A 14,533-nucleotide genomic window follows, 5' to 3' on the forward strand; every position below is an offset into this window, starting at 1 on the left:
AAATTCTCCGTCTAACTTCGAATTACTCATAGCAAAGTACTCACGATGTTCGTAATCTCGAGTTAGCACTCAAAATTTCCCGACTTATGTCACACTCTCAGTCTAAAAGCTATTCAACTTTTTCTAAAGGCAAAACTTGCTGTAATTGTGAAAGCGTGGGCTTTTTCTTAAGTAAGTGCCGTAGATGATTCAGACTAACTTTAGAATTCCAAGAAAGAATCCCTTGAATAAGCCCATGTTCATCAAAGTAATAAACAACACTCTTGTTACCCGGTAGTTTTTCCGCATACATCTGCATTTGCGAACTAATATGACCAAGTGCATCCCAAGAAATATCGAAGACCCAGCTGTAAAAAGATGGTGTGTAATCATATGTTACTGCTGCTCCTGCCATTGACTTACCAGCAATCATCCCGGACTTAACCGCATGATTAACATGTGCTGAGCTTTGCCGTCCAAGAATCTTGTCCGGATATGAGATAATATCTCCAGCAGCCCAAATGTCTGGTGCCGAAGTTTTTAACTGTTCATCAACTATAATCCCATCGTGATCAGTCGCCAAACCTGCAGCTTTCCCCAACTTAAAATTAGAGCGGCCACCGATACCAAGAACAAGGCCATCACCTACAAGTGTCTTACCACTTGCTAAATGGAGTTCAACCTTTCCATCTTTCACTTCGTAGTTCTTAGCATATGCTGTTGTCAAAATTTTTATGCCAGCATCAAGGTATTTTTGTTGGTACGCCTCACTTAAATAGCCTGGAAAACGATCTTCATAAATTCGCTTACCGCTGATTACCATTGTGACTTGTGTATCGTTTTGAATAAGCCCAGCTGCAATTTCACTCCCAACATACCCGCTGCCGACAACCAACACTTGTTTGTGTTGCCCGCTGAACGCACGGATCTTGCGATAATCTGCTTTTGAGCGTAAAGCAATTGCCAAATCACTCGCAGGACCTGGAATCTGCAATGCTTGGCTTCCAGTGGCCAGTAGCAATTTATCATAGCTAAATTGTGTCCCATCAGCTGTTGTTACAGTATGTGCTTGGGGATCAATTGCCGTAACTGTGGTATTCAAAAAGATTTCAGCCTTATACTCCGCTGCTGTTTTAAAATCAGTGTCTGTTTCTTTAAAATCTGGATCTACCCATAGCTTTTTGCTGAGTGCTGGTCGTGCATAAGGAGCGTCAGAATCTGCAGAGATGATACCTAAAGTGCCAGTTTGATCCACAGTACGAATTCCTGCTGCAGCTTTGTCAGCTGCCATACCGCCACCAATCAAAAGATACTTAAAATGTTTACTGTCCTGCGCCATGCTAATTCCCTCTTTCTGACAAAGTTTCACTTAAAATATTTAGTTAGCTCTATAATACGGGCATCACACGTTTCATTATAAAATATTCGTAGAAAAATCATTAGCAAATTGCTCATAAACTAGGCTTCATCAACAAAAATCAAGGTTTTAAAAAATAAAGTGCGAACTTTTTGACGTAACTCCAAATGGTACCTGGATTTTTAAAAAATAGATTTATTATATTTTTAAGCTTAAAACTAGTTGTAACTATTGATTGTGCATTTTAAAAATAAGTAATACTATATATAGTGGGAATGCAATGATAGAAGTGCCGACAAGCACCGTTTGCCTTTGAGCATTAACAACAAATTACAAAATAGACGGGCTGTGTCTATGCGTAATTTGCGGTTAGGCGCAAAAGGCTGGTGCTGGGAGCACGTTAAGAAAGAAGTGCCGACACCCTGCGCTCAGCATCCGTAGACTAGGTCTGCATTACAAAGTAACCTGGGTTTGGTTACACGTAATGCTGGCTTAGGCACAGGAGGCTGCGGGGTGGAGCACGTTATGTAGAAGTGCCGACAAGCATCGTTAGCCTTTGAGCATTAACAACAAATTACAAAATAGACGGGCTGTGTCTATGCGTAATTTGCGGTTAGGCGCAGGAGGCTGGTGCTGGGAGCACGTTATGTAGAAGTGCCGCTACTTAGCCTGAACGGACACATTGAATTAAAAAGTAACTCGTTTCCTTCTTTTCCCAACAAACCAGCTCTTTTATGAAAGGTGTTAATATGACAAACGAAAAATCAGCTCAACCAACACTCCACATTGTATATATCAGTATCGAAGGAAATACACGCGCATTTGTACAGAAAATGCAAAAATATGCACAGGAAATGCATGCGCAGAATGCACGCAACCGTCTAGTGACCCTCGATGAGGTCTCCGAAGCTAGCGCACCCTTAGAGATTCAGGGCCCCTTTGCAGTCTTTGTGCCAACTTATTTAGGCGGTGGGAATGGTATTAATAATGGAAATAATGAAATTTTGACAACGGAGTTATATGATACACTAACAGATTTTGATAACTATAAAAATTGTTACGGTGTTGTTGGCAGCGGTAATCGTAACTTTAATGCCCAATTTGGTTTAACGGCTAAACAGTATGCGGCTCACTTTGGTTTCCCACTCCTTGATTTATTCGAGCTGCGTGGAACTCCTAAAGATGTCCAAAAAGTCTATGCTCATCTAAACACGCGTCAAACTGAATTTGAGCAGGCCCTCAAAACTGATTAAAAACCACTGACCTTCTCCAAGTATTAGCGTTTCGAGGAATATTTAACTTTGAGCATTAATACTATGCACAAATGAATCTTAATAAAGATAAAAAGCTGTAAAATTCAGCCTTTTAATTCTTAAAAAATGTTACACTTAAGGTAATTTGGAATGGAGGAATTGCTATGAAAACAGTTATGATCACTGGTGCAGCTTCTGGAATGGGACTAAGCGCCACCAAACTATTTTTATCGAAAAATTGGAATGTTATGATGGCCGATTTTAATCAAGAAGCAGGCGAAAAAGTTGCCGCACAACTTGCACAAAAATACTCTGCAAATCAGGTTGTCTTTCAAAAAACCAATGTAGCTTCTGCTGCATCTGTTAAAGCACTAAAGGAAGCTACTACAAAGGCTTTTGGCCGCGTTGACAGTCTCGTAAACAATGCTGGAATCTTTACTAAAGGTGCATTGCATGAAGTTGCCGAAGACGCTTGGGATCGTATTATGGCAGTTGATGTCAAATCAATTTTTTTAACAGCTAAATATTTTGTCCCGGACATGATTGCACAAAAGTCGGGTACCATCGTCAACACTGCCTCAATTTCCGGATTGACCGGTGATTACAATATGGCTGCTTATAATGCTGCTAAGGGTGCAGTGGTTAATCTTGTCCGCGCAATGGCGCTGGATTATGGTAAATACAATATTCGTGTAAATAACGTTGCTCCAGGTCCTACGAATACACCGATGTTCCAAGCTAATCCGCCGGAAGTTATCAAACAATTTGAAGCAGCCAGTCCACTTGGGCGGCTAGCAGAACCTGAAGAAATCGCCAAAGTAATCTATTTTCTAGCTTCCGAAGATTCCAATGCAATTACAGGTCAAAACATTCCAGTTTCAACTGGTTTCGAGATCTACAGTGGACAACCCGTCCAAAAATAAGAAATAAGCAATCTAGATTAAAAGTATTCAACGTAAAATTAAGCGGGGCCTGTCAAAAATTAATTTTTGACAGGCCCCGCTTTTATTCCGGATAAACGTGTTCCATAAGTCAAAATTCTCCGTCTAACTTCGAATTACTCATAGCAAAGTACTCGCTATGTTCGTAATTTCGAGTTAGCACTCAAAATTTTCCCGACTTATGTCACACTCTTCCTATGAATATAAATACTTTAAATCACTAGCAGCGCTCGGATAAACCGGCATCCAATTTGCTAAGGCTGTGGCAGGGAGCTGTTGCGTAATTAATGCCGTCAAATAATTAATTAATTCTTCCGCATTTGCAGCATAGACAACCGCTCCAACTAAGTGATTTGCTTTTTTAGTCACAATCGTAGTTACCTGTGCATCATTATCCCGCAGACGTTGATAAGTATACCAGCTCCCAACTGCTTGCGTATTAATACTGTAATCTGCAGGATGTTTTTGTGCCCAAGCAAGAGAAACTCCCACTTGTGACAATTCTGGACCTGCAAAAACCGTGTGCGCTATGACGGGATAATTGATGGGCGCAGTAGCTCCTAAAATTGTCTCTGCGACATAGTTTCCTTCAAATCCAGAAACTGGTGTTAATTTAGGTAGTGACTTAGAAACTGCATCCCCGATTGCGTAAACATTCGCCTTGGTCGTTTGGAGATGGTCATTCACTTTGACCCCCCGCTGATCACTTTCAATTCCAACATGGGCTAGCTGTAAATCGTCGAGTGCTGCTGGTCGTCCTGTTGCTGCAAAAACATTATCGACTACAATTTGTTCTCCGTGAGTCCCTTTAATGGATAAATGATGTTGTTCTTTAGTAACTTTCGCAACTTCACAATTCCAATGGAAGGTAACCTTTTTAGCTGTTAACGCTGCAATTATTTTTTCGCCATACTCTGCAGGAAAGCCACGTAATATTCGTTTGTTATGCTGAATAAGATGCACCTTCGCGCCGGCTTGAGCAGCGATATTTGCTAATTCCACCGCCACATACCCCGCTCCAATAAAAGCAATCTCGGCTGGCAGATGTTCCAGTGAAAGAAAGTCAGTGCTAGTCTGCAAGTACTCTTTGCCTGGAATCTCAGGAATAAATGGTTGGGCCCCCGTTGCAATCACAATGTTTCTTGCCTGATAGCTAGTGTGGTCGACTTCAATCGTATTCAGATCAAGGAAATGTGCTGTTCCGTGAAGGTGTGCAATTCCAGCATGAGCCAATCCCTGCTCTGTTCCTGCAGGAATCGAATCTGTGTAACTTTTTTTAAAAGCCATTAGTGCGGACCAATCGATTGCCAGACTTCCCTCTAACCCAGTCTGGGCAAAAAGCTGTGCCTGCCGTTTAGTCTCGACTACACCATACAACATCTTTTTCGGGTCACAGCCGCAATTAGGACAAGTTCCGCCCCAAAGGCCCTTCTCGATCACTAATACACGCTGCTTTTGTGCAAGCTTATAAGCCGCTGCCAAGCCCCCTGGACCGGCACCAATTATAATTGTGTCAAACCTTTTCTTTTCTGACATCTATCTGATCCTTCCTTTCCTCCAGCGTCAAAAACTGCAAGACAGTTGCAGCCGTAATCTCCCAGTAATTACCATGTTCGTCTTGAGTATAAATAACCTTTCCCATAGAAAGCTGCCCGCTGACATCTAAAATAGTTGCCTGTGCAGCAACCGGTTTTGCTGGCGTAGCTTCAATTTTCTGAGCAGCTTGAGTTGTAATTATTTCAGCTAATGTTGCTCCTAAAAGATCTCTTTTTTGAGTATCTGCAAAAAAGCGAGCAACGTACTCAGTTGCAGGATGCAGTTGAACTTCTCGCGGAGTGCCCACCTGTTGAATCTTTCCATGATGAACAACAGCAATTGCATCCCCCATCTTCAAAGCTTCATTCATATCGTGAGTAACAAAGACCACTGTTTTATGCAGTTGAGCCTGTAACCTTAACACCAATTTTTGCAATTGCGTGCGTGAAAGTGGATCCAACGCGCTGAAAGGTTCATCCATTAAAATCAGCGGTGGATCAGCTGCCAGTGCACGCACAATCCCAACTCGCTGAGCCTCACCCCCTGAAAGTTCACGTGGATAACGCTCAGCATATTTAGCAGCCGGCAGATCTACCTGCGCTAACAAGGTTTCTATGCGCTCTTTGATTTTTTTCTTAGGCATTTTTTTCATTTCAGGAATCACTGCAATATTTTGGGCAACTGTCATATTAGGAAATAAGGCAATTTGTTGCAGCACATATCCCATCTGCCAGCGCAGATCTTGTACCCGATACTCTGTGATTTTCTTGCCATTAATGGTAATCTCACCGCCATTGGGTTGAATAAGAGCATTAATCATTTTTAAAATAGTTGTTTTCCCGCTTCCAGAAGGACCGACCAGCACGAAGATCTGATTTGCAGGAACAGCAAGATTCAAATCCTTAATAACTGCCTTGCCGCTAAACTTCTTTTGTACATGGGTGAATTCAATGGCTATTTCCCCCTGTTTTGTCATCTTAATTCCCCCTTTTTAGCAAGTTGTGTTTAACAAGATACGCATGTGCAACTGTAGCAGGGTCCTTTTTTTCAACATTGACCGCATAGTTCATTTTTTGCATCTGAGTAGCTGAAATTTTTCCAGCTAATTTATTTAGACTCTTTACAATCCCAGGATGTTCTTTTGCAAATTTTTGGGTCATTAAAGGTGCTCCCCGATATGAAGGGAAAAGATGTTTGTCATCTTGTAAGACCTTAAGATGGTACTGAACTAGCTCTGAATCGGTCGAAAAAGCATCCACCAGATTAACACGACCGTCGTGAATTGCAGCATAGCGTAACGATGGTTCAAAAGAACGTGTTTTAAAACTCAAATCATAGGCCTTTTTAATCCCGCGGTAACCATCCGGGCGATCTAAAAATTCAAGTGTAAAACCCGCATTTATTTTAGCTTGTATCTTAGTTAAATCAGAGATTTTTGTAAGTTGATTTTCCTTAGCCAGTGTTTCTGGCACGGCAAGCGCGTATGTATTCTCATACTGCATCGGCTTCAAGTATGCCAACTGATCCTGCTGTAAAAGCAGCCGCTTAGCTGTACTGTAAGTCTGTTGTGGTGTTCGCTTTTCGTTTTGTTGTTTTTTAGGTACTTTAACAAGTGTTTCAAGCACCGTTCCTGTGAACTCAGGATAGATATCAATATCTTTAGCTTTTAAAGCATTAAACAAAAAGGTAGTTTTCCCAAAATTCGATTTCAATTGTACCTGAATCTTAGGATTATCTTGCTCAATCAGCTCCTTGTACATATTGATCAAAATATCAGGTTCACTGCCTAATTTACCAGCAATGGTAACTGTTTCTGTACGTTGTGTCATTGCAAACAGTTGATTAGCGCCAAATCCGACAATTAAAAGTGCAGCCAGACCAGCAGTCCACTGCCAATGATGCCGTGCCAGCCAAGCCACCAAGCTGCTAAGTATAATGGCTAAGAGTGCGGCTGAAAGTGCACCAATTAAAATCAAGTTGACATTATTACGGTCAATTCCTAATAAAATAAAGGAACCTAATCCACCTGCACCGATCAAAGCTGCCAGTGTCGCTGTGCCGATTATTAACACCAAAGCTGTGCGAATTCCACCAAGAATAGCTGGGGCAGCAAGTGGCAGCTGAACCTTAACTAATTTTTTGCTGCGTGTCATTCCAAAAGCATCTGCGGCTTCAATTAATGAAGGATCAATATTTGTAAGTCCTATGTACGTGTTTTGATAAATTGGCAAAAGTGCATAGATTACTAATGCAATTATTGTAGGCACCGTGCCAATTCCTACTAACGGAATCAATAATCCTAAGAGTGCTAGCGAAGGAATCGTTTGCAAGACCCCAGCAACCTGCAGCAGCACAGAGGCTGCTTTCTGATGATCTGCTGTCCAATAGGCCAGTGGCATTGCAATTATGGCAGCTAACAATAATGCTAACAGCGAGATATTTAGATGCTGAAAAGTCGCATTAAGCAGCTGCGCGTGCCGTTCTACGAGTGTATTTACTAAAGTTGACAAATTTTCTCCACCCTTCTTTATATTTATATGCTATGACACTGTATACTAAATTAAAAGAGATTTGCCCATTTACGACAAAAGTGTAACTGTAACCAAAAACAATGGGGGAAACTAATATGACAGTCAGCGATTTACTAAAAGATCCAAGCGCGCAAACAATTCAAAGTGTGTTGCCGCAAGGAGTAACACTGATGGCTTGCAATCTAGCTGCAGCTAGTGCGAGTTCTTATTGGCTGTTAAAACAACAGGAAAAAAATAATGTGACCTGGGCAACGCTCCGAATTGCACCCCACCTAACTTGGCTGTTGCACGCAGTTCAAATCACCATTTTTTGGCAAAAAGACACTGGTTTGACAAGATTAGCTGAACTACTGAACCACGAATTCTCTGGTAATTTTAGGAACAAATTTTTTAAACTTTCTAAATAAGGGACTGAAGGGCACTTCGGCTAATTTTTGAATTACTTGGGTGCCCTTAGCGCTTGTTAAACCGTTAAACAAATTTTTTGTATCTTCTAAATTTGAGGATTGAATACAAATACTTTGTCCATTTCCTGAGGTATATTCTTTGTTATCTAATGGTTCTTCGTTAATCATCAAAATTCCACCAGTTTTTAATTGTAAGACGGAGTGAGAAATAAGATGATCTTGATAGGTCTCTTTAAAAACACAGATAGCACCCAAATATTTTTCATAAAAACTGATTGCCTCATTTCCAGCTCCGTTCATTGACAAAAAACTTACCAACTCTGTACTCATAAGTAATGCTCCTTTTTATCAGTAGAACTTATTTTTATCTTCTTCTACTGTATTTATAGGGTACTAGATAAAGGTTTCAAAGTATGATACCTTTATTGCAGAAAGGAATTGTATTATGAACAAATCAGAGCGTCTTAATGCTATGCTGATATATCTGAATAATAAGAGCTATTTTAACTTAAGTGATTTAATGGAAAAGTACAATATTTCTAAAAGCACTGCACTTAGAGATATCCAGTCATTGGAAATGATTGGGATGCCTATCTTTGCTGAGCACGGGAGATACGGAAGATATGGTATTTTGGGGAATCGATTATTATCCCCGATTATCTTTTCCATTGACGAAATGTATGCTATGTATTTCTCAATACTTACATTAAAAGGATTTCAAGCTACTCCGTTTGATTTGGATTTGCAAAAATTAAATCAAAAATTTGAAGCTTGTATTTCTAAAAAGCATAAATCAAATTTAGCCAGAATGGAAACAGTGCTCAATTTTTTTTCCGCAAAACAAGTGAATAAATGCCCGCTTTTGAAAGACATCTTATATTCTGCAATAAGTAATACTGTAAATGATATTAACTATAAACGTGCAAATATCAATTATTTATACACTGTTCAATTCTTAAAGGTATCTAGTTCTTTTGGACAATGGTATGTAACGGCATATAATCATAAGAGTGAAAAACTTCAAGTATTTAGGTGTGATAAAATCTTTTCGTTGTCTGTCAATGAAAAGATACGTCCTATTAAGACTGAAAAAGCAAAAAAAATTCTTAAGAAGAAATTCAAAAATGATAATGCGACTGATTTTGAGGTAGCAATAACCGATAAGGGAGTTGATATCTTTATCAAAGAAAACTATCCATCAATGACATTGATTTATACTAAAAAAACTCCGATTATTAAAGGTTACTATAACAAGGATGAAGAGAATTTTATTTCAAATTACTTTTTATCTTATGGAAAAGAAATTACAGCAATCAAACCGACTAGATTAAAGAAATTAATTATAAAAAAATTAGCAGATAATCTTTCATACCTCAATCATATATAGCTTCACGAGACACGTTAAGATTAGTTGGAAATTCTTTACCCAAATTCAGTGATCAGCGGGATGAAGTTTTTGAGCTTCCAAATTTTAGAGTGCACAGTCCACCAGCTTAACTTAGAAAGAGCGGTAAGGGTTATTAATGGTGGCGAGGTAAAAAATTTAAACTAGTGATTGAATTAAATAAAAGTACAAGCTATACCAACTAAAACAAAGTAGAATATTTTGAATGTTGAAGGAAAGAGTACCTAAATTGACTAGCTATAAAGCGACTGTTGAAGGTGAAAGAACAGCATTGAAGATTTGGGGAAGATAACTTTGAAGTTTTGCTATGGGTGCAAGCTGATGGCACGCTTTGACTCGATATCGTCAATAACATAGCTATTAGCTGTGTTTTGAGGCTGCGAATTACTAAATCCGTAGTGAATTTTGGGTGGTACCACGATTTTTCGTCCCTGCATTAAGTTGCTGGGGCTTTTTTATTTGGAGTTTTAGAGGTCTCAATTAAGGGGGAGTAAAGTTAAGAACTGCGAATTAACGTTTTGCTTTGTTAAGGATCAAAATAAAAGCTGTCTGGAGAGGACCTTTCATTATTAAAACTATTACTTCACCTGGAACACTCACGTTTAGTTGGGGTGATCAAAATGCCATCTGATTGCTGGCGGTCACAAGAAAATTTCATTTGACCTTAAAAATGAATTTCTTTCATTCAAAATGCTACTGGGGGCCTGGAACAACGTTAACCTCTTGCTACATCAGATTGAACAGCCTGCATTCCAAACTAGACTTGCAGCTTACTTTGGAGCTAACCTTTTTTTGGTCAATTTACAAAACAACAACTGCTGAAACTTATGCCTACTAATCAATGGTTGCAACCTATTCTAGCTACCGAGTCGCCCCCTGTAAATTGGTTGAAAAATGTTAAAAATCACTATGGTCCTGCTTTTGTGCGCCAGTGTATGACTGTAATTAATGCACAGAAAAAGCGGTCCCTTGAATGATCAAAAAGGCTGCTTAAAATATTATATAATTCTTTTGAATCTTAATTAATAAAGCGTAAAATACTATATAGTCTAAACTAATTAGGGAAGTGAAACATTGACATTCTTTGGCATTAACTTCATAGAAAACCAATTACATTTAAGTAATTTCATTAAATATTTTGTAACGGGATTGCTAGTGCTTGCTTTAATAATTGCAATCACTCTTTATCTGCGACATCGGATTCAAGTTAAGTATCGCGACTTGAGTATTATTGTTTTTTTACTGTTGCTTTTTATGCTTGGATTACAATATTCAGATTACACACAGGCCAAAAATCAGCATGCCCAATCTTTCCAGATGGTCACCTTCATTACCCAAATTGCACAGGAAAAACATGTTCGTAAAAAGACAATATTCGTTAATTCAACGCAGCTTAGCGATGGGATCGTAGTTAAGCTCAAAAATGCTTACTACCGGGTAAATCTAAATGCAAATCAAACTGATTATACACTGACCAGAACGCACCTGATTGACAGTCAAATTAATATTAAAAAATAGGAGATCACAATGGACTTATATAACCCAATTATTATCAAGTTATCTTTAGGAATTTTGTGCTTAATTTTACAAATCAATCTACTTGGAAAAGGTAATTTAGCCCCTACCACCGCTTTAGATCAAGTTCAAAATTATGTTCTGGGAGGCATTATTGGTGGCGTCATCTATAATAACGAGATTACTACTTTGCAATTTGTAATGGTTTTGCTTATTTGGACATTGCTCGTTTTAATCACGAAGTTTCTAAAAGAACATAATCGTTATCTTAAAAATATTATTGACGGTAAACCGCATGTGCTAATTAGAGATGGTCGCGTTAATGTATCAGAGTGCCTGCGTCGTGGAATTTCCGCAAATGAATTGATGTTTCGTTTGCGTGCACATGGCGTCTATGAACTAAGCAAAGTTAAGAGCGGCATTTTAGAACAAAACGGTCAACTCGTTGTCATCGAGTATGGCGCAGAAAATATTCGCTATCCTTTGATTGTAGACGGACAAGTCAATCCAGATGTCCTTGAACTTTTAAACAAAGACACTCACTGGCTGGAACACGAAATTCATAGACAGGGTTATCAAGAACTCAGTGATGTTTATTTAGGTGAATATAAAGCACAGCAACTCCATTTGGTACCCTATGCCAAAAAATAGTTCAACCTGTCCATAATTAGCATTTCAACTAATTTCTTACCACATTTAGTGCAGCTATTCCCAACCGTTTTTCAAAGCTTTTCATCCGAAATCAAATTCTCATGTTGTTTGATATTCTCCAACCGTTTCTTATTCTTTGCAATGAGCAGTAAGAAAAGCGCTTCAACCGCAGTCATTGCAGCTACACGCGAAAAATAATACTCAGATTGCAATACTCGTTGGCGCACTGCAGTTGTTAAGTGTAAATCTGCCGCAAGCCCCAATGGTGAATCCGCACGGTTAGTCAGCGCAATCACTTTCAACCCGCCCTGATGAGCAACTTTAACTTGCTTAAGCAGCGCACGCGATTCCCCTGAATTCGAGATCACCAGCAAAACATCAGTGGCTTGTAAGTTAAGCGTTTGTGCAATTGCTGTTTGCCAAGACTCTGCGCTAATTGTTAGAATACCCAGCTGGTTAAAACGATAAGCGGCATCGGCTGCAACCGGAAAGGTATTGCCTTCTGCTGCGACCTGTAATATTCGTGCGTTTTCAATTAATTTTAGGATCTTTTCGACATTTTTTGTAGGTATCTTTGTTAAAGTGTTCGTGATCTCGGCGACCTTATTGTCCTTGATACTCGCCAAAGCTGCTTGCAAATCATCGTAATCCACATTTTTGTAATAACTAGTGTCATCACTTACTACCTTAGCTAAATCAATCTTTAATTGATGAAATCCTGATAACGACAAATTCTTGCAAAACCTAGAAACCGATGCTTCACTAACCTGTGCTTGCGTTGCAAGTTCTGAAATAGTGTAATTAACAACTGCTGCAGGATTTTGCAAAATAACCTGCGTAATTTTTTTGTCAGACTGTGTCATCTTATTGACACTACTGTATAAAACATCAACTATGTTTTTATTATCCTCCATGGTTTTTCTCCTTTGTTTTGAGTACGCCAATGATCGTGTCTAACCACATTACAATTATTTTCAATTCACAGCGTGACTCAAAAATTAACCTGCCATCTGTCACTTTACCTTAGCAGATCTTTATTTACCAGTCCTTTCCACTGATTGTGCCTCCTCTTTGACTACTCGTCCCACAAAATTCTTATGAGTTGACAAAGAGACCCGCGCGCTGTATCCTTTTCTTGTAAATTAATTTCATTAATTTATTTTTTAAGAAAATAAATTACAAGAAGGTGAGAATTATTACTGCAATTACTGAGAGAGCCTTAGAATTCATCAAGCCCGGAATGACGATTAGCTTAGGCGGAGGCAGCAATGTGCACGACTTGGCCGTTGCTTTGGCGACAAAACCACAACTAAAGCTTACACTTTGCACCCCTTCTGAATTAACTTACCAGGCTTGCTTGAAGCTTGGGCTTAAAATGACCACATTGACGCAAATCAAAGACCTCGATTTAGCATTCGATGGCTGTGACAGTCTTGATTACCAGCTGCGTGCGCTTAAAAGCAACGGCGGCATTCACACACTAGAAAAAATTTGTGCCCAAAAAGCACAAGCTTATATTATTTTAACAAAGAGTGAGCGTTTGACACCACAATTAAATCCAGCTATTCCGCTAACCCTTGAAGTCATCAGTCCTGCTGTTTCAACAGTCAGCTCCCTGCTAAGTGCTCCTGGTATTCAAATCCAGCAACGCTTAGCAAGTACGGTTGCCAGCTTTGCTCGTACTCCAAGCGGCAATTGTCTTTTGGATTGTTACGCACAAAACTGGCATGAGATTACCACTTTTGCGCATAAAGCGGCTAGTTTAAATGGTGTCATTGGAACTTCTTTTTTTGAAGATTATGTCACTAATGTTCTTGCACTTGAAGCAGATAATTCCGTCAAAGAAATCAGAAAGGATGAGTTCAAATGAGAAAATATAATTGGGGCATGATTGGTACAGGTTGGATTGCACATGAGATGGCAGATGCTTTGAACACCGTTAATGGCGAAATCTATGCAGTTGCCGATATTAATCAAGAAAAATTGGCAGAATTCGCGTCCTCAAAACATATCCAAAAACAGTATACGGACGCGACAGCGCTGATCAATGATCCTCAGGTGGACATCATTTATATTGCTACGCCCCATACCTATCATTACGAGTACATTAAAAAAGCCTTGAACGCTGGAAAACATGTTTTTTGTGAGAAGGCCATCACTGTAAACGCACGCCAATTTGATGAAGTTCAACAACTTGCTGCGGAAAAAGGACTCATTTTAACAGAGGGTTTTACGCTTTATCACATGCCACTTTTCACCAAAATCAAAAAACTAATTAAAGCTGGAAAGATTGGTGAAACAAAACTCGTCCAAGTCAATTTTGGAAGCCTTAAAGATTATGATCCCAGCAACCGTTTCTTCAACAAAGACCTGGCAGGTGGAGCTTTACTAGATATTGGTGGTTATGCAACTGCTTTTGCCCGTACATTTCTGTCCTCACAACCCAATGTTTCACTGACAACTGTCAAATTTTTCGAAACAGGAGTTGATGAACAGTCCGGAATCATTCTGAAGAATTCGCAAGAACAACTTGTAGTAATGGCCCTTTCAATGCGTGCAAAGCAGCCTAAACGGGGAGTTATCTCAGGTACAAAAGGTTACATCGAAATTGAAAATTATCCGCGTGCAACTGCTGCCAAAATCACATACACCGCAGATGCGCACTCCCAGCACTCCGAAGTCCTAACGGCCGGAAATGCAGATGAAGCCCTCTGCTACGAGGTAGAAGATATGCAACGGTATATCGAAAGCGGTCACGATGATGGTCAGTTGTCCTTATCCCACGACGTAACCCACATTCTGGATAATGTCCGTACACAGTGGGGCATGCGTTATCCTTTTGACTAACAAACAACTACAAATGTATCCTACTTCAAGTCATGGGGCTGTGACAAAAGTTAACTTTTGTCACAGCCCCTCTTTTATTCCGCATAAACGTGTTCCATAAGTCAAAATTCT

The 14,533-nt window shown here is 39.5% G+C and carries 14 protein-coding genes; 8 read left to right on the forward strand and 6 right to left on the reverse strand.

Annotation, left to right across the window (positions count from 1 at the left end):
* Positions 1-109 precede the first annotated feature (109 nt).
* The gene (locus FD50_RS09810) at positions 110-1,318 is read right to left on the reverse strand and encodes an NAD(P)/FAD-dependent oxidoreductase (RefSeq protein WP_056961369.1); all 1,209 of its coding nucleotides are present in this window, start codon (positions 1,316-1,318) and stop codon (positions 110-112) included.
* 767 nt (positions 1,319-2,085) lie between these two features.
* On the opposite strand from FD50_RS09810, the gene nrdI reads away from it, so the two are divergent.
* Both nrdI and FD50_RS09820 read left to right on the forward strand, forming a co-directional pair.
* Positions 2,086-2,589, forward strand: a complete 504-nt coding sequence (gene nrdI / locus FD50_RS09815; protein WP_054757970.1) for a class Ib ribonucleoside-diphosphate reductase assembly flavoprotein NrdI — start codon at positions 2,086-2,088, stop codon at positions 2,587-2,589.
* Positions 2,590-2,753: 164 nt separating this feature from the next.
* Positions 2,754-3,512 carry an SDR family NAD(P)-dependent oxidoreductase gene (locus FD50_RS09820; protein ID WP_054757971.1) on the forward strand — a complete coding sequence of 253 codons (759 nt, stop codon included), beginning with the start codon at positions 2,754-2,756 and terminating at the stop codon, positions 3,510-3,512.
* A gap of 213 nt (positions 3,513-3,725) precedes the next feature.
* Here the strand turns inward: FD50_RS09820 and FD50_RS09825 are convergent, their stop codons facing one another.
* From FD50_RS09825 to FD50_RS09835, 3 genes are read right to left on the reverse strand one after another with little or no spacing between them, the layout of a single operon-like run.
* Positions 3,726-5,066 (reverse strand): dihydrolipoyl dehydrogenase family protein, encoded by a 1,341-nt coding sequence (locus FD50_RS09825; RefSeq protein ID WP_056961372.1) that lies wholly within the window; start codon positions 5,064-5,066, stop codon positions 3,726-3,728.
* Positions 5,044-6,042, reverse strand: a complete 999-nt coding sequence (locus FD50_RS09830; protein ID WP_056961374.1) for an ATP-binding cassette domain-containing protein — start codon at positions 6,040-6,042, stop codon at positions 5,044-5,046. The genes FD50_RS09825 and FD50_RS09830 overlap by 23 nt, the downstream gene beginning before the upstream one ends.
* Before the next feature lies 1 nt (position 6,043).
* Positions 6,044-7,576, reverse strand: coding sequence for an ABC transporter permease/substrate-binding protein (locus FD50_RS09835; protein ID WP_056961376.1), 1,533 nt, complete (start codon positions 7,574-7,576; stop codon positions 6,044-6,046).
* Between the two features lie 116 nt (positions 7,577-7,692).
* Between FD50_RS09835 and FD50_RS09840 the strand changes: the two genes are divergently transcribed.
* Complete coding sequence (locus tag FD50_RS09840; RefSeq protein WP_056961378.1) at positions 7,693-8,004, forward strand: hypothetical protein; 312 nt, start codon at positions 7,693-7,695, stop codon at positions 8,002-8,004.
* On the opposite strand, the gene FD50_RS09845 is transcribed toward FD50_RS09840, so the two are convergent.
* Positions 7,945-8,334 (reverse strand): VOC family protein, encoded by a 390-nt coding sequence (locus tag FD50_RS09845; RefSeq protein WP_054757973.1) that lies wholly within the window; start codon positions 8,332-8,334, stop codon positions 7,945-7,947. The two genes, FD50_RS09840 and FD50_RS09845, sit on opposite strands and share 60 nt — an antisense overlap.
* A gap of 115 nt (positions 8,335-8,449) precedes the next feature.
* On the opposite strand from FD50_RS09845, the gene FD50_RS09850 reads away from it, so the two are divergent.
* From FD50_RS09850 to FD50_RS09860, 3 genes are all read left to right on the forward strand, one after another.
* The gene (locus FD50_RS09850; RefSeq protein ID WP_056961380.1) at positions 8,450-9,391 is read left to right on the forward strand and encodes a helix-turn-helix transcriptional regulator; all 942 of its coding nucleotides are present in this window, start codon (positions 8,450-8,452) and stop codon (positions 9,389-9,391) included.
* Positions 9,392-10,483: 1,092 nt separating this feature from the next.
* Positions 10,484-10,927 (forward strand): DUF3290 domain-containing protein, encoded by a 444-nt coding sequence (locus FD50_RS09855; protein WP_056961382.1) that lies wholly within the window; start codon positions 10,484-10,486, stop codon positions 10,925-10,927.
* A 9-nt stretch (positions 10,928-10,936) separates the two neighbouring features.
* Positions 10,937-11,575, forward strand: coding sequence for a DUF421 domain-containing protein (locus FD50_RS09860; protein ID WP_056961384.1), 639 nt, complete (start codon positions 10,937-10,939; stop codon positions 11,573-11,575).
* A 71-nt stretch (positions 11,576-11,646) separates the two neighbouring features.
* On the opposite strand, the gene FD50_RS09865 is transcribed toward FD50_RS09860, so the two are convergent.
* Positions 11,647-12,489 carry a MurR/RpiR family transcriptional regulator gene (locus FD50_RS09865; protein ID WP_056961386.1) on the reverse strand — a complete coding sequence of 281 codons (843 nt, stop codon included), beginning with the start codon at positions 12,487-12,489 and terminating at the stop codon, positions 11,647-11,649.
* 272 nt (positions 12,490-12,761) lie between these two features.
* Between FD50_RS09865 and FD50_RS09870 the strand changes: the two genes are divergently transcribed.
* Positions 12,762-13,445, forward strand: coding sequence for a ribose-5-phosphate isomerase A (locus FD50_RS09870; protein WP_235803461.1), 684 nt, complete (start codon positions 12,762-12,764; stop codon positions 13,443-13,445).
* Positions 13,442-14,422 carry a Gfo/Idh/MocA family protein gene (locus FD50_RS09875; RefSeq protein WP_056961387.1) on the forward strand — a complete coding sequence of 327 codons (981 nt, stop codon included), beginning with the start codon at positions 13,442-13,444 and terminating at the stop codon, positions 14,420-14,422. Before FD50_RS09870 ends, FD50_RS09875 begins: the two co-directional genes overlap by 4 nt.
* Positions 14,423-14,533 lie beyond the last annotated feature (111 nt).

Source organism: Liquorilactobacillus satsumensis DSM 16230 = JCM 12392, assembly GCF_001435195.1.
Taxonomy (GTDB): domain Bacteria; phylum Bacillota; class Bacilli; order Lactobacillales; family Lactobacillaceae; genus Liquorilactobacillus; species Liquorilactobacillus satsumensis.